Annotated in this window: 19 protein-coding genes and 1 tRNA gene; 7 read left to right on the top strand and 13 right to left on the bottom strand. The window is 66.5% G+C overall.

The window, feature by feature from the left end; translation table 11 throughout:
* Position 1: 1 nt before the first annotated feature.
* The 4 genes from AC4D6D_RS02785 to AC4D6D_RS02770 form a co-directional block, all read right to left on the bottom strand.
* A complete protein-coding gene (locus AC4D6D_RS02785; RefSeq protein WP_491326406.1) occupies positions 2-988 on the bottom strand; it encodes an AAA family ATPase in 987 nt (328 codons plus the stop codon).
* A complete protein-coding gene (locus AC4D6D_RS02780; protein ID WP_491326405.1) occupies positions 985-2,316 on the bottom strand; it encodes a DUF4350 domain-containing protein in 1,332 nt (443 codons plus the stop codon). The genes AC4D6D_RS02785 and AC4D6D_RS02780 overlap by 4 nt, the downstream gene beginning before the upstream one ends.
* Positions 2,313-2,957: a hypothetical protein gene (locus AC4D6D_RS02775; protein ID WP_491326404.1), complete on the bottom strand. Its 645-nt coding sequence runs from the start codon at positions 2,955-2,957 to the stop codon at positions 2,313-2,315. Before AC4D6D_RS02775 ends, AC4D6D_RS02780 begins: the two co-directional genes overlap by 4 nt.
* Positions 2,958-3,036: 79 nt before the next feature.
* Positions 3,037-3,930 (bottom strand): prephenate dehydratase, encoded by an 894-nt coding sequence (locus AC4D6D_RS02770; protein WP_147216348.1) that lies wholly within the window; start codon positions 3,928-3,930, stop codon positions 3,037-3,039.
* A gap of 148 nt (positions 3,931-4,078) precedes the next feature.
* Between AC4D6D_RS02770 and AC4D6D_RS02765 the strand changes: the two genes are divergently transcribed.
* A complete protein-coding gene (locus tag AC4D6D_RS02765) occupies positions 4,079-4,705 on the top strand; it encodes a c-type cytochrome (protein ID WP_147216346.1) in 627 nt (208 codons plus the stop codon).
* A 78-nt stretch (positions 4,706-4,783) separates the two neighbouring features.
* On the opposite strand, the gene AC4D6D_RS02760 is transcribed toward AC4D6D_RS02765, so the two are convergent.
* Both AC4D6D_RS02760 and AC4D6D_RS02755 read right to left on the bottom strand, forming a co-directional pair.
* Positions 4,784-5,461, bottom strand: coding sequence for an RlmE family RNA methyltransferase (locus AC4D6D_RS02760; RefSeq protein WP_147216344.1), 678 nt, complete (start codon positions 5,459-5,461; stop codon positions 4,784-4,786).
* Positions 5,458-6,903, bottom strand: coding sequence for a Ppx/GppA phosphatase family protein (locus AC4D6D_RS02755; protein ID WP_491326403.1), 1,446 nt, complete (start codon positions 6,901-6,903; stop codon positions 5,458-5,460). The genes AC4D6D_RS02760 and AC4D6D_RS02755 overlap by 4 nt, the downstream gene beginning before the upstream one ends.
* A 151-nt stretch (positions 6,904-7,054) precedes the next feature.
* Between AC4D6D_RS02755 and AC4D6D_RS02750 the strand changes: the two genes are divergently transcribed.
* Positions 7,055-7,128 (top strand) — tRNA-Gln (locus tag AC4D6D_RS02750).
* A gap of 356 nt (positions 7,129-7,484) precedes the next feature.
* On the opposite strand, the gene hemN is transcribed toward AC4D6D_RS02750, so the two are convergent.
* Positions 7,485-8,798, bottom strand: coding sequence for an oxygen-independent coproporphyrinogen III oxidase (hemN, locus tag AC4D6D_RS02745; protein ID WP_491326402.1), 1,314 nt, complete (start codon positions 8,796-8,798; stop codon positions 7,485-7,487).
* A gap of 190 nt (positions 8,799-8,988) precedes the next feature.
* Here hemN and AC4D6D_RS02740 point away from each other — a divergent pair, with 190 nt between their 5' ends.
* Positions 8,989-9,702 (top strand): OmpW/AlkL family protein, encoded by a 714-nt coding sequence (locus AC4D6D_RS02740; RefSeq protein WP_491326401.1) that lies wholly within the window; start codon positions 8,989-8,991, stop codon positions 9,700-9,702.
* Positions 9,703-9,752: 50 nt separating this feature from the next.
* On the opposite strand, the gene AC4D6D_RS02735 is transcribed toward AC4D6D_RS02740, so the two are convergent.
* Positions 9,753-10,454, bottom strand: coding sequence for a Crp/Fnr family transcriptional regulator (locus AC4D6D_RS02735; RefSeq protein WP_465146067.1), 702 nt, complete (start codon positions 10,452-10,454; stop codon positions 9,753-9,755).
* Between the two features lie 40 nt (positions 10,455-10,494).
* Positions 10,495-11,550 carry a S66 peptidase family protein gene (locus tag AC4D6D_RS02730; protein WP_491326400.1) on the bottom strand — a complete coding sequence of 352 codons (1,056 nt, stop codon included), beginning with the start codon at positions 11,548-11,550 and terminating at the stop codon, positions 10,495-10,497.
* A gap of 97 nt (positions 11,551-11,647) precedes the next feature.
* Between AC4D6D_RS02730 and AC4D6D_RS02725 the strand changes: the two genes are divergently transcribed.
* Positions 11,648-12,523 (top strand): LOG family protein, encoded by an 876-nt coding sequence (locus AC4D6D_RS02725; protein ID WP_491326399.1) that lies wholly within the window; start codon positions 11,648-11,650, stop codon positions 12,521-12,523.
* 172 nt (positions 12,524-12,695) lie between these two features.
* Here AC4D6D_RS02725 and thiD read toward each other — a convergent pair whose 3' ends face one another.
* The 4 genes from thiD to AC4D6D_RS02705 form a co-directional block, all read right to left on the bottom strand.
* Complete coding sequence (gene thiD, locus AC4D6D_RS02720; RefSeq protein ID WP_491326398.1) at positions 12,696-13,445, bottom strand: bifunctional hydroxymethylpyrimidine kinase/phosphomethylpyrimidine kinase; 750 nt, start codon at positions 13,443-13,445, stop codon at positions 12,696-12,698.
* Positions 13,446-13,682: 237 nt separating this feature from the next.
* Positions 13,683-13,910 carry a DUF1272 domain-containing protein gene (locus tag AC4D6D_RS02715; protein ID WP_086492625.1) on the bottom strand — a complete coding sequence of 76 codons (228 nt, stop codon included), beginning with the start codon at positions 13,908-13,910 and terminating at the stop codon, positions 13,683-13,685.
* A complete protein-coding gene (gene glmM, locus AC4D6D_RS02710; protein WP_491326397.1) occupies positions 13,910-15,250 on the bottom strand; it encodes a phosphoglucosamine mutase in 1,341 nt (446 codons plus the stop codon). The genes AC4D6D_RS02715 and glmM overlap by 1 nt, the downstream gene beginning before the upstream one ends.
* A 329-nt stretch (positions 15,251-15,579) precedes the next feature.
* Positions 15,580-16,188, bottom strand: coding sequence for an HNH endonuclease (locus AC4D6D_RS02705; protein ID WP_021232991.1), 609 nt, complete (start codon positions 16,186-16,188; stop codon positions 15,580-15,582).
* Between the two features lie 241 nt (positions 16,189-16,429).
* Here AC4D6D_RS02705 and gluQRS point away from each other — a divergent pair, with 241 nt between their 5' ends.
* The 3 genes from gluQRS (at position 16,430) to AC4D6D_RS02690 (ending at position 18,211) form a co-directional block, all read left to right on the top strand.
* On the top strand, positions 16,430-17,275 hold the full coding sequence (gene gluQRS, locus AC4D6D_RS02700) for a tRNA glutamyl-Q(34) synthetase GluQRS (RefSeq protein WP_491326396.1): 846 nt from the start codon (positions 16,430-16,432) through the stop codon (positions 17,273-17,275).
* Positions 17,272-17,505: an HIG1 domain-containing protein gene (locus tag AC4D6D_RS02695; protein ID WP_147216325.1), complete on the top strand. Its 234-nt coding sequence runs from the start codon at positions 17,272-17,274 to the stop codon at positions 17,503-17,505. Before gluQRS ends, AC4D6D_RS02695 begins: the two co-directional genes overlap by 4 nt.
* A gap of 136 nt (positions 17,506-17,641) precedes the next feature.
* A complete protein-coding gene (locus tag AC4D6D_RS02690; protein ID WP_491326395.1) occupies positions 17,642-18,211 on the top strand; it encodes a cob(I)yrinic acid a,c-diamide adenosyltransferase in 570 nt (189 codons plus the stop codon).
* Positions 18,212-18,260 lie beyond the last annotated feature (49 nt).

Here is an 18,260-nt window from a genome sequence, read left to right as displayed (position 1 = left end):
CTTATCTAGGCGCCTCGGTCTGCTCGACGAGCTGGGCGACGAGGGCCTCGACCTGCTTGCCCTCGATCTCGGCAGCCGGGCTGAGCAACAGGCGGTGGCGCAGCACCGATCCGGCCAGCGCCTTCACATCGTCCGGCACCACGTAGTCGCGGCCTTCCAGCGCGGCGCGGGCGCGGGCGGCACCGGCCAGCAGCACCGCCGCGCGCGGGCTGGCGCCGCTGGCAAGGTCCGGACTCTCGCGGGTGGCGCGCACGAGGCGCACCACATAGTCGGTCACGCTCTCTGCCAAGGTCACTTGCGCGACACTGCGCGCGGCGGCCTCGATCACGGCATGGCTGGCCACGGCTTCCACGCCGCAATCCGCCGGGCTGGGTGCGCCGCGATTCTCGCCGAAGCGGGAGACGATGCGCAGTTCCTCCTCGAAGCTGGGGTAATGCACGTCCACCTTGAACAGGAAGCGGTCGAGCTGCGCTTCCGGCAGCGGGTAGACGCCCTGGCTCTCGATCGGGTTCTGCGTCGCCACCACCATGAACTGCGGCGGCAGCGGATGGGCGGTGCCGTCCAGCGTGACCCGGCGCTCCTGCATGGCTTCGAGCAAGGCGGCCTGGGTCTTGGGCGGGGTGCGGTTGATTTCGTCCGCCAGCAGCAGGTCACAGAAGATCGGCCCGTGAGTCAGGGTGAACTGGCTGGTCTGGAAGTTGAACAGGTTGGAGCCGAGGATATCGCCCGGCATCAGGTCCGGAGTGAACTGGATGCGGCCGAAGTCCAGCCCAAGGGTCGCCGCGAAGCACTGCGCAAGGAAGGTCTTCGCGGTGCCCGGAGGCCCTTCCAGCAGCACGTGTCCGCGCGCCAGCAGGGCGATCAGCAAGTGTTCCACCGTCTCGTTCTGGCCGACCACCGCCTTGGCGATCTGCGCGCGGATGCTGCCGACCAAAGTGGCGACCGATGCCAGATCGACGGCGAAGTCGGGGGTTTGAACATCGTTCATCGAGTCAGCATCCTTTCGAGCGCGTGAAGATCGCGCGCAGCCTTGACGAGGTCATGCGGTCGCCGCGCCCGCCGGAGGCGCGCGGCGATTGCGGAAAAGGGTTCGGCATCGGCCTTGCGGGAGGCGAGCGCGCGATCGATCGCGGCATCGGCTTCCTCGGGCGGCAGCGTGCGCGGCAAGGCCAGGGCATGGACCAGCCGGTCGCGGGCATGGTCGGCATAAGGCCCGCCGATCAGGTGGAGGCGGCGCGAGCGGCGCACCAGCCCGGCGGCATTGGCGACCAGCGCGCCCTTGCCGAAGGCAATCGCCCGGTCGGCGGCCAGCGGCGGCCCGAAGCGCAGGAACGCCCGCCATCCCAAGACCAGCGCCGCCAGCAGCAGGCAGAGCGTGGCGGCGAGGAACGGCGGCGTGAAAGCCAAGGTCAGCAGGTTCTGCGCGCGGCCGAAGCCGTTCATCGTCAGGTCGAACGTGATCGTGCTGCCGGGTTCGACTTCGCTCGCGGCGACCAGCGCATCGATCAGCTGCGCCGAGCGGCGATCCGCCATGCCCCAGTTGTCGAGCAGGTCGGGTTCGAAGACGACCACCAGCGGATAGAGTTCGTCGTCCTCGGGATCGCTCTGCATGGACCCCACCGCAGCGTCCTCAAGCCCAGGATAGCTGCCGCCGTCGTCGATGAAAGCGGCGAGAATCCGTCCGTCCTGCTCCGCGACGAGGGGGACCAGCGTATCGCCCTTGGCCGATTGCAGGAACTTGCGGCTGGGCAAAGTCCCGCCGAGCCCGAAGCCCTGCCAGTGCGCGGGCTGGCCATTGGCATCGACATCGCCCTGAACCAGCGTCACGTCGTCGAGAAAGCCCTTCCACTGGAGCGGATAAGTGCCCTCGACATTGACCCAGCCGGACTTCGCGCCCTTCTGTTCGCTACTGGTCGGAATCGCCAGCCACTTGGGCGCGATCACCAGGGTCGGGCCGATATAGCGCCGTTTCGAGACGATCTTCTCGATATCCTTGCCGTCGGCCCCGGCAGGCGGGGTCAGCACCAGCAGGCCCGGCTTGTCGAGCAGCCCGGCATTGCGCGCGCGGACGATCGGATGCCCGCGCTTTTCGAGATAGGCGGCCATGGCGGCATAGCCGTTGAGGCCCCGCCCCTCGGCATGGGCCTGCCCGTCGTTGGTCGAGCCGAAGCCGGTCCCGGTGCCGATCATCCACAAGAGCGCCACGAACAGCGCCGAGCCGATCAGCACGAGTGCCAACACCGCCCAGCGCGAGAAGGGATTGGCGCCCACGGCGACGCCCCCCGGATTCGCGCCTCCCGGATTCGTACTGCTCATGCGCGCAGCTCGATCCGGGCGAAGCGGGCATAGGCCTCGCGCGCGGCGGTCCAGTCTCCGGAGTCGAGATTGCGCAAGGCGAAGCGGCTGCGTTCGACGCGGGTGGCGATCGTCGCGAAAGCCTCGCGCCCGCTATCGGGCAACATCGCCAGCACCGAGATCTCACGCGCGGTGCTGGCCGGATGGAGCCAGTCCGGACGGGCGTCGCGAATCTGCCCGACGCTGCGGCGCAGCAGGAGATGGGTCGCCTCTGCAAAACGGCCTTCGCGGGCGAGGCGGTCGGCATCCTCCAGCAGAGCCAGCGCCTCGGCCTCGGCGGGGACCCAGTGTTCCGCTTCCTCCACCTCCGCGCGATTGCGCAGGGCCGCAATGGCCGGGCCGAAGATGCGCCACAGGACGAAAAGCGCGAGAAGAATCGCCAGAGCGATCAGCACGTTCGAAAAGATCGGCCAGGACAGGCCGAGCAGCCGCCCGATCGGCGCGAAGATCGCCTCCAGCAGGTGCCCCAGCGCCTGAAGCCATTCGGGCGTCTGGGTCTGAACCGGCTTTACCGGCGCGAGCGGCGCGTACTGGATATCGGTCGCGCCGCGCACGGCTTCCCAGTCGCTCGCGGCACTTCGGGTTGCGGCCGCACCCGCCATGGGACCCCCTTCAGCCATATCGGGGGGATGATTGGCATGGGGGAGTCAGCAGCGCAACCCGTTGTGGAACAGGGATGAGTTATCCGCGCGACCGGGCCTGCCGGTATGTGCCGAGCGGGCGCACGTACTTGCAATGGAAGGCCAATTCCTGAAGCGCCATGTCGATTCGCGATTCGCCGGGGGCGCCCTCGATATCGGCATAGAAGGTCGTCGCCGCGAAGCTGGCGCCGATCTGGTAGCTTTCCAGCTTGGTCATGTTGACGCCGTTGGTCGCGAAGCCGCCAAGCGCCTTGTAGAGCGCGGCGGGGATATTTTTCACCTCGAAGATGAAGGTCGTCATCGCCTGCTCATCCTTGAGCGCGAAAGGATCGAGCGGTTCGCGCGAGAGAACCACGAAGCGGGTGGTGTTGTCCGCCGCGTCCTCGACGTTTTCCTCGATGATTCTGAGGCCATAGAGCTCCGCGGCGAGCTTCGGGGCGATTGCGCAGGCTTCGGCATCGCCCTGCTCGCGCACGAAGGCGGCGGCACCGGCGGTGTCGGCATAGGCCATCGGCACGATACCCCGCGCGCGCAGGTAATGACGCGACTGGCCCAGCGCCTGCGGGTGGCTGTAAGCCGCCGAGAACGGCCCATCGCCAAGCGCCATCAGCGCATGTTCGATGCCCATGAAATGCTCGCCGACGATCGACAGGCCGCTTTCCGGCAACAGGAAGTGAATGTCCGCCACGCGGCCATGCTGCGAGTTCTCGATCGGGATGATCGCCCGATCGGCGCGGCCGTCCTTCACCGCGTCCAGCGCGTCCTCGAACGAAAAGCACGGCAGCGGCAGGCAGTCGGGATCGTGTTCGAGTGCCGCGCGGTGCGAGTTGCATCCGGGTGCGCCCTGAAAGGCGGCGGCACGCGAGGGATCGGCAGCGGCGGCCTCCGTCATGCGGGCCACCAGGTCGAGAGCGGGTTCGGGATAGGAATGCATAGCGCCCGCGCGTTAGGCCGCAAAGGCGATGTCCGCAATGGCTCTTGCGCTAACTTGCTGGCAACTCTAGACCCTCAGCCCAAAGAGGATGATATAAAAACTCCACCCGTGGTGGCACTAAGGGCTAAGGGGCAAGGGCAAACAAGAAATGGATGATCGTATCAACACCATTGCCGGGTGGGCGCTGTTCGCCGGTATCGTCGGTCTTGGTCTGACAACCGTCAGCGCTCATTACTTCAAAGCAGACAAGCCGCACCGTCCCGAAAAGATGGGTTACGCCATCGAAGGTGTGGAACAGGAAAGCGAAGCGGGCGGAGACGTGCCGATCGCCACCCTGCTTGCCAGCGCCGATCCGGCGAAGGGGCAGGCGACTTTCGCCAAGTGCGCCTCGTGCCACACGGTCAACCAGGGCGGCGCCAACGGTATCGGCCCCAACCTCCACGGCGTGGTGGGTGAGAGCATCGGCCAGGGCGTGGGCGGCTTCGCCTTCTCCGACGCGCTCAAGAAAGTCGGCGGCAAGTGGGACTTCGACAAGCTGAACGACTGGCTCAAGAACCCCAAGGCTTTCGCACCCGGCACCAAGATGACCTTCGCCGGTCTGGCCAAGGGTGAGGATCGCGCCAACGTGATCGCGTACCTCAACCAGCAGGGTTCGAACCTGCCGCTTCCCGCCGCGCCTGCGGCCGGTGCGGCTCCGGCAGCTGACGCCGCTGCGGCTCCGGCCGAAGAGGGTAAAGCGCCCGCAGCTGAAGCGAGCGAGCCCGCAGCCCAGTAAGCGGTTTCGGCCAGCCTCAAAAGAAAAACGGTCCGCAAGGCAGATGCCCTGCGGACCGTTTTTCCTTGCTCGATCGGCTTATTCGGCTTCGCCCACCGGCCCCTTGAAGCCCTTGGCGATCACATACCATTCCGAGGAGCCCTTGCGGCTCGCCGGGGGCTTGGCATGCTTGACGCTGGTGAAGCGCTTTTTCAGGATGCCCAGAAGCTCGGTATCGGTGCCGCCCGCGAAGACCTTGGCCACGAACGTACCGCCGGGCGCCAGATACTGGATCGCGAAGTCCGCCGCCGTCTCGACAAGGCCCATGGTGCGCAAGTGGTCGGTCTGCTTGTGGCCCACGGTATTTGCGGCCATGTCCGACAGCACGAGGTCCGGCGCGCCGTCCAGCGCGCCTTCCAGCGCGGCGGGGGCTTCGTCGGCCATGAAGTCCATCTCGAAGATGGTCACGCCCTCGATCGGGTCGGTCGGCAGCAGGTCGATGCCCACGACTTTGGCCTTGGGGCACTTGAGGCGCAGCACCTGGCTCCAGCCGCCCGGCGCGATGCCAAGATCGACGGCGCGGGTCACGCCCTTGAACAGGTCGAACTTCTCGTCCAGCTCGATCAGCTTGTAGGCCGCGCGGCTGCGATAGCCGTCGGCCTTGGCCTGCTTGACGTAGGGATCGTTGATCTGGCGGGTCAGCCAGCGCGCCGAACTGGTCGTGCGCTTCTTGCCCGTGCGAAGCCGCTCGTTGGGGTCGCGTCCGGAACGGCTCATGGCCGGTTCTCCAATTGATGGTGTTGCCCGGCCAAAGCCGGATTTCGGCCGCCGGTAAACGGCTTGCCGCTGGAATGCGAGGCGATGAGGCTGCGCAGGATCCCTTCGCGAATGCCGCGATCGGCCACCCCGAGACGGGCGGCAGGCCAGAGGTCGAGTATCGATTCGAGAATCGCGCACCCGGCCACGACCAGATCGGCCCGCTCACGCCCGATGCAGTTCACCTCGCGCCGCTCCTCGATCGACATCGAGGACAGCCGCGAACTGATGCCGCGCATCGATTCGGCAGGAACGATCAAACCGTCCACCATCCGCCGGTCGTATTGCGGCAGTTCGAGATGGAGGCTCGCCAGGGTCGTCACCGTGCCGCTGGTGCCGAGCAGCCGCAGCGGGCCGGTCTGCCCCGCGCTCTCCCGCGCCGGGGCGACGCGCTTGGCGAAGTCGGCGAAACTGTCGGACACGAGGCCGTGCATGATCCGGTAGCGTTCGAGCCGCTCCTCAAGCGTATTGCCCTCGGGGCCGCAGCTTTCGGTGAGCGAGACGACGCCCCAGGGCACCGATTGCCAGTCGAGAATGCGCGGCACGGTATCGGTGCTCTCGATCAGGACGAGTTCGGTGGAACCGCCGCCGATGTCGAAGATCATCGCCGGGCCGACACCGTCCTCCAGCAGCACGTGGCAGCCGAGCACGGCCAGCCGCGCTTCCTCGCGGGCGCTGATGATGTCGAGCGCGATGCCGGTTTCCTCGCGCACGCGCTCGATGAATTCCGGGCCGTTCTCGGCGCGGCGGCAGGCCTCCGTCGCCACCGAACGGGCGAGGTAGACGTTGCGGCGCATCAGCTTGTCGGCGCAGACCCGAAGCGCCGCCAGAGTGCGCTCCATCGCCGCATCGGACAGGCGGCCGGACTGGGCCAGCCCCTCGCCCAGCCGCACGACGCGGCTGAAGGCGTCGATCACCGTGAAGTTCTCGCCTGAAGGCCGCGCGATCAACAGGCGGCAGTTGTTGGTGCCGAGATCGATCGCGGCATAGGACTGCCGGTAAGACGGCCGCGACGACAGGCCGCCCGCCATCTCCCCCCCTGCGATAGGAACGAGACGCGGTACGGAAACCTTGTCGGCAAGCGGCTCGGCCTGCGGCATCGCTGCCACTTTTCCGGAATTTGCCGCGCGACTGCGCTTGGCCTGCCGGGGCGGTGCCTTTCGGGGTTTTTTCTGACGCGGTCTGCCCGGTCGCGACGGCGACTGGCGGGGCGACGACGGCGCGTCGGAATTCTTCTCTTCGCGCGGCGCTCCGCCTGCCTCGGCGGCGCTGCCCGATGGACGCGCCTTCGCCTTGGCCGTGTCGGGTCCGGACGAGCGTGACTTGCCCCTCCTCGCCTTGCGCCGTCTTCCCGGACGGCCCGACACTTCGACTCTTGCTGCCGGCGGATCATGCTCCGCCATGGTGGTAAATCTCGTTCAAAAAAATATGTCTACCGCCATTCCTGGCGGATACCTGAGGCGATGCTACCGCTCCCCGCGTCATGGAGCAACCCTGACTGCAAAAAGGGTGCTTGACGCGAATCAGAAGCCCTACTAGAGGGGCGCCTCCCGATGCCCCGTCGTCTAATGGTAAGACTACGGATTCTGATTCCGTCTATCGAGGTTCGAATCCTCGCGGGGCATCCAATTCTCCCTAAATCGTTGAAAACTGCGCCTTCCCGGCAAAGCGACTGATTTGCTCCGGTCTGCCTTGTGCTCGAGCGCGGTTAATCCGGCTTTTCGCGAATCACCCGTCACAGACGAATCACATCGCGAAGCGGCTAGACAGGGATTCGCGTTATCGCCTTGCGCGAATCGATGGTCCCAAACGGAGTGCGCCATGAAAAATGGGCGACCCGGCAGGGCCGCCCGAAGTTGGGGAGAAGCGGCTGCACCACCCGCAAGGTTCGCCTTGGCGGTGCAGTACCGACGCCTCCTCATCGCAGCCGGTGCGAGGCCCGGCATTGATCGCGATCAAGCGAGCGGCTTGAAAATCCCGCCCCTCACACCGCCGAGCTGAACCGCCGAAGCGAATCCTTGCGATAGGGATCGAAACGCGCTGCGATCGAGCGCGCGTAAGGCAGGCCCCCGGGCAGGATCACGAGATCTTCGCCGTCGCTGTAGCACAGGCCCGCATCGAAATAGGGCAGCAGCAGCGGCCAGGCCTCGCATTGCAGGTCCGGCGCGATTCGCGCCCGGCCCCGGCACAGCAGCGCCTCGATCACCGCGCCGCGCCGCCGGTCTTCTCCCGAGCGCCGGATGCCGCGATTGGCCGTCAGCCGGTCCTGCGAGAGCATCATGCGGTAGCGGCCGGTGTTCTTCTCGTTCTGGACCAGCAGATCGGGAAAGCCGCTGATCGAGGAGGCGCCCAGCCCCAGCAGCACCGGCGCCGCGTCCTCGGTGAAGCCCTGGAAATTGCGGCGCAGGCGGCCGGACAAAGCAGCCTCAGCCAAGGCATCGCCGGGCCGGGCAAAGTGATCGAAGCCGATCGGCACATAGCCCGCATCGACCAGCAGGGCATGACCATGCGCCGCCATCGCGAAGCGCTCGGCGGCATCGGACAGGGCATGGGCCTCGATCTTGCGCTGGCGCGGGATCAGGTGGGGGACGTGGGCATAGCCGAATAGCGCGATGCGGTCCGCCCCCAGCGCGACCGTGCGGGCGAGCGAATCGTCGAGATCGGCCATCGTCTGTCCGGGCAGCCCGTACATCAGGTCGAAGTTCAGCGAATCGACGCCTGCCCCGCGCAGCATCGCCGTCGTTTCCTCGATCATCCGGGCAGGCTGGACGCGGCCGATCGCCTGCTGGAGCGACGGCGCAAAAGTCTGAACGCCGAGGCTGGCGCGGGTGATGCCCACCGCGCCGATCACCGCCGCCCAGTCCCCGCCCATCGTGCGCGGGTCCAGCTCTATCGACAGCACCGGGCTGGAGGCGGGAAACTGCAGCGCCAGCGCATCGACCAGCCGCACGAAATCGACCGGCGGGATGCCGTTCGGGCTGCCACCGCCGAATGCGATCCGCGTGACTCTTGCGCCGCGCGGCAGGCGTTCGGCGACGAGGCCGATCTCGCGGTGGAGCGCGTCGAGATAGCCGGAAACCCGGCCCGTACGATTGGCGACGCCGGTGTTGCAGCCGCAGTACCAGCAGATCTTCTCGCAGAACGGGATATGGACATAAAGCGAGACATCGCCGTTCACCTGCTCCAGCGCCTCCGTGAAAGCCGGGACGCCGAGGCTTTCGTCGAACTCCGCCGCCGTGGGGAAGCTGGTGTAGCGCGGCACCGGAACCGCGAGCAGATCGGGATGATAGGTCCACATGGCAGGCACGGATCGCGCATTGCCACCGCCGCGTCATTGCGCTTGATCAACTGACGTAAAACCGCAGAAATTCACCGATTTTTGCGCGCGATCAATTCCTTGGCGCCGCCTTGGGACCAAAGCGGCGCTGCTGCCGCTCAAGAGGGGGGACCCGCACGGTGCGGCCCCGGCGGCGCAGGAAAGACCGAACATGCGCAAGATGACCATGCTCGCGGCCACCGCTCTCGTTGCCAGCGCTGCCGCCACCGCCTTCACCGCCCCGGCCATGGCCGGAAGCCCGGACGGCAAGTGGCAGGTCAAGGTCCTCGGCAGCGCAGTGCTGCCGGGCGGCAAGATCGACAAGATCAAGTCGATCGACACCGACACGACGCTGGGCGGCACCTTGGCGACGCTCGACACCGTGGGCACCAAGGCGAACGACAACGTCGTGCCGACGCTGGCGGTGGAATACTTCTTCACCAAGGCCTTCTCGGTCGAGACGATCTGCTGCTTCACCCAGCACCACGTCAGCGGAACCGGCGACATCGAAGGCGCGGGCCTGGTCGATCACGTGCTCATCCTGCCCGCCACGGTGACGGCCAAGGCGCACCTCGACACCGGCACCCCGTTCAAGCCCTATGTCGGCGCCGGTCCGGCGTGGTTCTTCGTGTTCGACGAGAAGCCCGGCACAACCGCCCGCGCGCTCGGCGTGGACAAAGTGAAGATGTCGAACAAGCTGGGCTTCGCGCTTCAGGCGGGCATGGACATCGCCATAAACGACAAGGGCCTGGGCCTCTCGCTCGACGCCAAGAAGTACTGGGTGAAGCCGACCGCCTCGTTCTACGAGGACGGCGATCTGGCGCTGAAGACGCGCCACGACCTCGATCCCTGGGTGCTGAGCGCAGGCGTATCCTACCGCTTCTGACCTTGGGCTATCCGCAAGGGAAAAGGGGAGCTTCGGGCTCCCCTTTTCGTTCAACCCGCCTCGGCCACGAGTGCCGGATGATCGAGGATCGTCACGTCCCGCCGCGAGGGCAGATCGATCACGCGGTCGTTCTTGAGGCGGGTGAACTGGCGGCTCACCGTTTCGATCGTCAGCCCCAGCACGTCGGCGATCTGCTGGCGCGAGAACGGCAAGGTGATCCGGCGCGGCCCCGCATCCTCGAAATTCCACGCACAACCGGGAGGCTGGAGCCGCTCTTCCATTTCGAGCAGGAAGCTGGCCAGCTTCTCCGAGGCCGACTTGCGGCCCAGCAGCAGCATCCAGCGGCGCGTGCGGTCGAGTTCGGCCAAGGTGCGCTCGAGCAGCTTGTGCTCCAGTGCCGGGTGTTCCCGCGCAAAGGCGTCGAAATCGCGACGGGAGAAGACGCAGACCGTGGCCTCGGTCAGCGCGGTGGCGCCATGGCCGGTGGTGCCGCCGAAGGGCCGCCCGATGAAGTCGGACGGATAGACCACGCCGACGATCTGCTCGCGCCCGTCCTCGGTATTTGTCGATAGCTTGAGCACGCCGTCGATCACATTGGCGACGAGGACCGAATCCTCGCCCTCCCAGATCAGCGATTCGCCGGGCTGGATCGTGCGGGTGCGCCCGATCGCGTTGAGCGCCTCCAGCTCTTTCGCGTCGAGGGATGAACAGATCGCCCGGTTCCGGACGACGCACAGGTCGCAGTTGGCCATAGTCCTCCCGCGATAACAGCCGCTTCCCTGTGGCTCAAGGTCAGCTTACCGCCGGTTCCAGCAGGCGCATGGTGCCGGCATCGGCGTCGATCTCCACCGGCAGTCCGACCGGAACGCTCAGCTGCGCGGCGATATGGCCGATCTGGAGGCCCTGGAACGCGGGCACCTTGAGGCCCGAAAACTGGCGGTCGAGCACTTCGTAGATCGTGAAGTTCGAATAGCCGCCGTCCGGATTGCGGCAGCCGGTGCACTGGCCGAAGACGACCCCCGCCACTTTGTCGAACACGCCCGCCAGCGCGAGCTGGGTAAGCATGCGGTCGATCCGGTATTCGGATTCGTTGGTGTCCTCGATGAACAGCACGGCCCCGGTAAAGTCCGGCAGATAGGGCGTGCCGACCAGCCCCGAAAGCACGCTGAGATTACCGCCCAAGAGCCGCCCCCGCGCCTTGCCGCTGCGAAAAGTGCGCAAGTCCTTGCCGCGACCGGCGAGGTTCGCGCCTGCCCCCTCGGGCACCCGCCAGGTCGGCGTCGCGCCCTCGAAAGCCAGCGCATGGAACGACTCCCAGGCCGCAGGCGGCCACGAAGCCGAGGCGTTCGGGCCGTGGATGCTGGCCACTCCGGTTCGCGCCGCAAAAGCGAGGTGGAGCGCGGTATTGTCGCTGAAACCGACGAAGAGCTTGGGATTGGCCGCGATCCGCCCGAAATCGAGCCGCGGCAGCAGCCGCGCGCAACCCCAGCCGCCCGCCACCGACATGATCCCACGCACGGTCGAATCGCCGAACATCGCCATGAGATCGCTCGCCCGCGCCTCGTCCGAACCGGCCATGTAGCCCTCGCGGTCGAGCAGGTGCGCCGCCGGTTTCGGTTCCAGCCCCATGGCCCGCACCGTCGCCATGATCGAGTCCAGTCCGAACCGGTCGCCCACGAAGCGCGCCGGAGCGACCAGTCCCAGCACGTCACCCTCGCGCAGGCGCGGCGGCTTCACCAGCTTGGGTGCGGGTGCGGAAAGGGCCGGAATCGCGGGCAGCAGGCCCGCCGCCATGGCGGTGCCGACACCCGCCAGAACGGAGCGCCGCGTCAGTATCTGTTTCGACATGAAGGGAGGCTAGGCGAAGGCCGCACTTGCGCGCAACCATAAGACACTTAAATCCTTAGCTCTCGACGCCGCGCCTTCCAGCGGCCATGGAATGCAGATGACCGAACAAGAAGACAAGAAAGTCACCAACCGCCGCTTCTACAAGGCGGAGCAGGAAGCCACCTTCGCCGATGCGCAGGAAGGCACCATCCAGACCCAGAACCCGGCCTACCGCCTCGCCTTCCAGGACACCGAATTCCTGCTGCGCGACGAACTGCGCCCGGTCCGCTTCCAGCTCGAACTGCTCAAGACCGAGATGCTGCTGGAAGAGGCCAATATCGGCTCGACCATGGTGATGTACGGCTCCGCCCGCATCCCCTCGCCCGACCAGTGCGACGAAGTGCTCGCCCGCGCCAAGACGGATCAGGAAAAGAAGGTCGCCGAACGCCTCGTCGCCAAGGCGAAATACTACGAGGAAGCCCGCAAGCTCGCCCGCCTCGCCAGCCAGTGCTCGGTGGTGGAAAAGGGCATGCGCCAGTTCGTGGTCTGCTCGGGCGGCGGCCCCTCGATCATGGAGGCGGCCAACCGCGGCGCACGCGAAGTGGGCGCGGAATCGCTGGGCCTGAACATCGTCCTGCCGCACGAGCAGGCACCCAACCCCTACGTGACGCCGCGCCTCTCGTTCCAGTTCCATTACTTCGCGCTGCGCAAGATGCACTTCCTGCTGCGCGCCCGCGCGGTGGCGGTGTTCCCCGGCGGCTTCGGCACTTTCGACGAATTCTTCGAACTGCTCACGCTGATCCAGACCGGCAAGATGAAACCGCTGCCGATCCTGCTCTACGGCAAGGAATTCTGGGAACGCGTCGTCAACTTCGAGGCGCTGGCCGAGGAAGGCGTCATCAACGCTGCCGACCTCAAGCTGTTCCACTGGTGCGAAACTGCCGACGAAGGCTGGAAGGTCGTGCAGAAGTTCTACGATCTGGACTGCTGCTGAGGGCTTGAGGAGTGGGCTACGGCCCGCTCCTCCACCAGGCCATCGCAAGACACATCGTCATGCTGAGCTCGTTTCAGGATCCATTTCGCCGATCAGGCCGACGGTCTCGGCGGCAAGATGGATCCTGAAACGAGTTCAGGATGACGTGTGTTTTGGGTGAGGTTTGGCCCCTCTACCCCCGGACGTGATGCCCCAGCGGGCCATGTCCTTCGCCAAAGCCTGGGGCATTGAGCAATGCCGCCCGCACATAGTCGCGCGCACCGACGATGGCCGCTTCCAGCCCGGCGCCCTGCCCCATGAAGGTCGCGATAGCGCTGGAGAACGTGCACCCGGTGCCATGCGTGTGGCGCGTCTCGATACGCGGGGCCGTCCACGACAGCGGCAATTCGCCCGGACGCAGCAACCTGTCCTCCACGATCGGTCCCTCGGCATCACCGCCCTTGGCGATATAGGCCACGCCCCGTGCCGCCATTGCGCCGTTCCCGCCCAAGGCCGCCAGTTCCGGCACGTTCGGAGTCGTCAGCGTGGCCACCGCCATCAGCCGCTCGAACGCCTCGACCGTCGCCGCATCGGCCAGAACCGAACCACTCGTCGAAATCATCACCGGATCGAACACCACCGGCACATCCAGCCCGCCCAGCCGGTCCGCCACGACATGGGCGATCTCCGGACTGCCGAGCATGCCGATCTTCACCGCGTCCACGCCGATATCGCCGACGCAGGCGTCGATCTGCGCCGCCACCATCTCCGGCGAAAGCGCCACCACGTCCGTCACCCCGCAAGTATTCTGCGCGGTGATCGCAGTGATCGCGGTCATGGCATAGCCGCCCAGCATCACGATGGTCTTGATATCGGCCTGAATACCGGCGCCGCCCGAGCTGTCGGAACCGGCGATGGAAAGGATGCGGGGCGGTGTGATCATGGCGCTCCCTTGCCGGTTGGTGGGGGCGGTGTCGAGAGTAGAGAAAAGGGAAGTCCTGGGGGATGATCCCCCAGACCCTCGGAATGTCGACCTCGCGCGCCGCCTATCCGGTGTGCACTCCCTGCGGCGCAGCCATTAAGTCTCCCGACGCCACCATGAGCGCGGGGCGGATAGGCGGGGCGTGACCTGGACGGTATTGGGGGTGCAGGGGGGCTTTGCTCCCCTGCTTTTCCTTTTCTACCCCTTGAACCTGCGCTCCTTCGAAGGCGGCGCGGAATCGAAATGCCGCTTCGCCCGCGTCGGCCGGTCGAGCAGTTCGCCACCGCAATTGGGGCAAAGCTCGTCGAGATCGTCCGCGCATTCCGCGCAGTAGGTGCATTCGAAGCTGCAGATGAACGCGCCGGGGGCATCGGCGGGAAGGTCGGTGCCGCAGCGTTCGCAGTCGGGGCGCATTTCAAGGGCCATTAGATAGCAGCCTCTTCCACGGCGGCGCAGATCGAGGCCACGGCGGCCTCCACCTGACCGGCATCGTCGCCTTCCGCCATGACGCGGATCAGCGGCTCGGTGCCCGAAGCGCGGATGACGAGGCGTCCGCTGCCGTTGAGCGCGGCTTCGGCGTCGGCGATGGCGGCTTTGACGCCTGCCGCCTCCAGCGGCGTTCCGCCCGAGAAGCGCACGTTGCGCAGCAGTTGCGGCACGGGGTCGAAGAGGTGGAGCAGTTCGCTCGCCCGCTTGCCCGACTGGACGAGCGCGGCCAGCACCTGGAGCGCTGCCACGGTGCCGTCGCCGGTCGTCGCGTGGTCGAGCAGGATCATGTGGCCCGACTGCTCGCCGCCGACGTTGAAGCCGCCCGCGCGCATGCGTTCGAGGACGTGGCGGTCGCCCACCTTGGTGCGTTCGAGGGTCAGCCCCTGCCCTTGCAGATAGCGTTCGAGGCCAAGGTTCGACATGACCGTGGCCACCACGCCGCCGCCGCGCAGGGCGCCGCGCGCGGCCAGCTGGGTGCCGATCAGCGCCATGATCTGGTCGCCGTCGACGGTCTTGCCCTTCTCGTCCACGACGATCAGGCGGTCGGCGTCGCCGTCGAGGGCGATGCCGATATCGGCGCCCGAGGAAACCACGGTTTCCTGCAGCAGCTCGACATGGGTGGAGCCGCACTTGGCATTGATGTTGCGGCCGTTGGGCGAAACACCCACGGCAACGATCTCGGCGCCGAGTTCCCACAAGGCGGAAGGCGCGACCTGGTAGGCGGCGCCGTTGGCGCAATCGAGCGCGATCTTGAGACCGTCGAGGCGCACGGCTTCGGGCAGCGAGCGCTTGACCGCGTGGATGTAGCGTCCGCCCGCGTCGTCGATGCGGCGGGCGCGGCCGATGTCTTCGGAGGCGGCGAGCGGGATGTCCTGCGCCAGCATGGCCTCGATCGCCATCTCGTCCTCGTCGGAGAGCTTGAAGCCGTCGGGACCGAACAGCTTGATGCCGTTGTCCTCATAGGGGTTGTGGCTGGCCGAGATCATCACGCCGACGTCGGCGCGCAGTTCGCGGGTCAGCAGCGCGACCGCCGGGGTCGGCATCGGACCGAGCAACACCACGTCCATGCCGACGCTGGTGAAGCCCGCGACCATCGCGTTTTCCAGCATGTAGCCCGAGAGGCGGGTGTCCTTGCCGATCACCACGCGGTGGCGATGGGTGCCGCGCAGGAAGCGGGTGCCGGCCGCCTGGCCGACTTTCATGGCGATGGCGGCGGTCATCGCGCCCTGGTTGGTGCGGCCGCGAATGCCATCGGTGCCGAAGAATTGTCTGCTCATGACCTCCCCTTGGAGACTGGCTTGTTAATGCCGGATGACGTCCGCAAGGCCGCTCGCGCGGCTCCCTCTCGCACGCTCTAACCGCGCCGCCGATAAATTGCCATCGTGGACGGAACCGGAACGGCTCCGGGCGTAGTATGCGTCTGTCCTGACCGCACTCCACCGTCACCCTGAACTCGTTTCAGGGTCCATCTCACCGAAAGCTCGGTCGTCCGATCAGCAAACCGACGAGGCGGCTCGCCATACCACGCTCCGGCGCCAACCGAGGGATGGATCCTGAAACGAGTTCAGGATGACGGAGTCTTTATTCGATAGGGAAGCGCTCGCGATCAGGCTTCCAGCTCGATGTCCCAGTAGAGCCAGTCGCGCCAGGTTTCGTGGAGGTAGTTCGGCGGAAAGGCGCGGCCGCGTTCCTGGAGCTGCCAGCTGGTCGGCCGGATCGGCGCCACCAGCGGCGGCATGTTCGCCTGCTTGGGGGTGCGGCCACCCTTCTTGAGGTTGCAGGGCGCGCAGGCGGTGAGGATGTTTTCCCAGCTCGTCCTGCCGCCGAGGCGGCGCGGGACGACGTGGTCGAAGGTCAGCTGATGCGGAGAACCGCAGTACTGGCAGCTGAACCGATCGCGGAGGAAGAGGTTGAAGCGGGTGAAGGCGGGGAATTCGGAAGGCCGGACATATTGCCTGAGCGCAATCACCGAGGGGATCTGCATCGACCAGCTGGGCGAGTGGACCACCCGGTCGTAGCTGGAAATGATGTCCACCCTTTCGAGGCAGATCGCCTTTACCGCGGTCTGCCAGGGCCAGAGGCTGAGGGGGTAGTAGGAAAGCGGCGTGTAGTCCGCATTGAGCACTAAGGCAGGACAGTCGGAAAGACTTCGGGAGGGGTCATCCTCCGCGCTGCGGAACCGGGCCGCGCGCTCGATCAGCTCCGACTTGAGCATGGCCTCCTGTCGCAGGCCCTGATTGCGGTTTCATGGCAATGCATGTGTTTCGTTGCAGCATCTACGCGAGTCGGCGTCAAGCCGGGATCGGGCTGGCGCCATACAACAATCCACAGGTTCACCACAACGATTCCACAGCCAATCACCAATTCTCCGACAGCTTCTCCTGATTTTACACAGTCCTTATCCACAAGCTTATACCACTTGTCGCCAGCCTCCGCCGGGCTAGGAGCATGAGCCGATGACCCGCACCCGCTTCGCCCCCAGCCCCAATGGCCCGCTCCACCTCGGCCATGCCTATGCCGCCGTGGTCGCGCACGATCTGGCACGCGCGCGGAACGGCGAATTCCTGCTGCGGATCGAGGATATCGACGGCGAGCGCAGCCGCGCCGAATTCGTCGAGGAATTCTTCCTCGACCTCGAATGGCTGGGCCTGGACTGGGACGGCGAAACCCGGTTCCAGTCGAGGCGCCTCGCCAGCTACTCGGAGGCGGGCGAGCGCCTGAAGGCCATGGGCCTGCTCTACCCCTGCCGCTGTACCCGCGCCGAAATCGCCGCCGCCGCGCCCCGGATGGGACCGGACGGCCCGGTCTATCCCGGCACCTGCCGCCACAGGGAAATCCATCCGGAAGGCGCCGCATGGCGGCTCGACGTCGCCCGCGCGCTGGAATTGACCGGCCCGTTAGAATGGACCGACGAACGGGCCGGGCCGCAACGCGCAACTCCGCAAGTGTTCGGCGATGTCGTGCTGCTCAGGAAGGACCTGCCCGCCAGCTACCACCTCGCCGCCACGCTCGACGATGCGACGGACGGAATCACCCTCGTCACCCGCGGGATGGATCTGTTTCCGGCGAGCCATGTCCACCGCCTGCTGCAGGCCCTGCTCGGCCTGCCGGTGCCGGCTTGGCACCATCACCCGCTGCTGGTCGAGCCTGACGGGCGCAAACTGGCCAAGCGGCGCGGATCGCCCTCGCTCGGCGACCGGCGGCGGGCGGGCGAGGACGGCAAGGCCATCGCGGAGGCGCTCCGGCAGGCCCGCTTCCCCGCTGGCATTTCGCTTTCCGCAGGCGTAGACCTGTCGGCATGAGCACGCTTCTCATTCCGATCATCATTATCCTGATGATCCTGGTCGTCGTCAGCCTCGTGCGCGGCATCGTCGCTTTCATGCAGGGCGCCAAGGAAGACCTGAATCGCGATCCGGCCTCGACCGAGCCGACCGCGAACCAGCTTCTCCAGAACAAGATGATGTTCAACCGCATCAAGTATCAGGCGGCGGCGGTGATCGTCTGCGCCATCCTGCTGGCCATGGCGCGTTAGGTTTTTACAGGTTTTGCGGCACCGGCCCACGCCCCCACCCGACCTCCCATCAAGGACACACTAGTGGGAGGTCGGGTGGGGGCGTGGGCCGGTGCCGCCAAAATCCGCCTACGGCGGATTTTCAAAGGACTCCACCTTGGTAAAGCTTAACAAGATCTACACCCGCACGGGTGACGACGGCACCACGGGCCTCGTCGACGGCTCCCGCCTGCCCAAGTACGCCGCGCGCATGGAAGCGATCGGCGCGGTGGACGAAACGAACTGCGCCATCGGCCTTGCCGTCTGCGCGCTCACCGAAACGCCGCATGGCGCCGTGCTCACGCGCATCCAGAACGACCTGTTCGACCTCGGCGCCGATCTCGCGACGCCCGGCGATGATTTCACCCCCGGCGAAATGACCCTGCGCATCGTACCCTCGCAAGTGACGTGGCTGGAGGGCGAGATCGACGCGATCAATGCGCATCTCGAGCCGCTGCGCAGCTTCATCCTGCCCGGCGGCAGCGAGGCCGCCGCGCGCGTCCATGTAGCCCGCGCCTCCGCCCGCAAGGCCGAGCGCGCCGCCGTCGCCATGGCCGCCGAAGTGCCCGCCAATCCGGCGGCGCTCGGCTATCTCAACCGGCTCAGCGACTATCTCTTCGTCCTCGCCAGGGCGGTAAATGCCAACGGCGCCGACGACGTGCTTTGGGTGCCCGGCCAGAATCGTTAGATCTATCGCTAGGTTCCTTCCCTGAGCACCGGTGATAATCGTTCCGGCA

The organism is Novosphingobium sp. BF6 (genome assembly GCF_058273105.1).
Note: the sequence above shows the minus strand (reverse complement) of the source record. Positions and strands in the feature narration are given on the sequence as shown.

Bases quoted from the DNA above. Each gene is read 5' to 3' on its own strand.
- AC4D6D_RS02785 (WP_491326406.1), bottom strand. From the start codon at position 988: ATGAACGATGTTCAAACCCCCGACTTCGCCGTCGATCTGGCATCGGTC.
- AC4D6D_RS02780 (WP_491326405.1), bottom strand. From the start codon at position 2,316: ATGAGCAGTACGAATCCGGGAGGCGCGAATCCGGGGGGCGTCGCCGTG.
- AC4D6D_RS02775 (WP_491326404.1), bottom strand. From the start codon at position 2,957: ATGGCGGGTGCGGCCGCAACCCGAAGTGCCGCGAGCGACTGGGAAGCC.
- AC4D6D_RS02770 (WP_147216348.1), bottom strand. From the start codon at position 3,930: ATGCATTCCTATCCCGAACCCGCTCTCGACCTGGTGGCCCGCATGACG.
- AC4D6D_RS02765 (WP_147216346.1), top strand. From the start codon at position 4,079: ATGGATGATCGTATCAACACCATTGCCGGGTGGGCGCTGTTCGCCGGT.
- AC4D6D_RS02760 (WP_147216344.1), bottom strand. From the start codon at position 5,461: ATGAGCCGTTCCGGACGCGACCCCAACGAGCGGCTTCGCACGGGCAAG.
- AC4D6D_RS02755 (WP_491326403.1), bottom strand. From the start codon at position 6,903: ATGGCGGAGCATGATCCGCCGGCAGCAAGAGTCGAAGTGTCGGGCCGT.
- hemN (WP_491326402.1), bottom strand. From the start codon at position 8,798: ATGTGGACCTATCATCCCGATCTGCTCGCGGTTCCGGTGCCGCGCTAC.
- AC4D6D_RS02740 (WP_491326401.1), top strand. From the start codon at position 8,989: ATGCGCAAGATGACCATGCTCGCGGCCACCGCTCTCGTTGCCAGCGCT.
- AC4D6D_RS02735 (WP_465146067.1), bottom strand. From the start codon at position 10,454: ATGGCCAACTGCGACCTGTGCGTCGTCCGGAACCGGGCGATCTGTTCA.
- AC4D6D_RS02730 (WP_491326400.1), bottom strand. From the start codon at position 11,550: ATGTCGAAACAGATACTGACGCGGCGCTCCGTTCTGGCGGGTGTCGGC.
- AC4D6D_RS02725 (WP_491326399.1), top strand. From the start codon at position 11,648: ATGACCGAACAAGAAGACAAGAAAGTCACCAACCGCCGCTTCTACAAG.
- thiD (WP_491326398.1), bottom strand. From the start codon at position 13,445: ATGATCACACCGCCCCGCATCCTTTCCATCGCCGGTTCCGACAGCTCG.
- AC4D6D_RS02715 (WP_086492625.1), bottom strand. From the start codon at position 13,910: ATGGCCCTTGAAATGCGCCCCGACTGCGAACGCTGCGGCACCGACCTT.
- glmM (WP_491326397.1), bottom strand. From the start codon at position 15,250: ATGAGCAGACAATTCTTCGGCACCGATGGCATTCGCGGCCGCACCAAC.
- AC4D6D_RS02705 (WP_021232991.1), bottom strand. From the start codon at position 16,188: ATGCTCAAGTCGGAGCTGATCGAGCGCGCGGCCCGGTTCCGCAGCGCG.
- gluQRS (WP_491326396.1), top strand. From the start codon at position 16,430: ATGACCCGCACCCGCTTCGCCCCCAGCCCCAATGGCCCGCTCCACCTC.
- AC4D6D_RS02695 (WP_147216325.1), top strand. From the start codon at position 17,272: ATGAGCACGCTTCTCATTCCGATCATCATTATCCTGATGATCCTGGTC.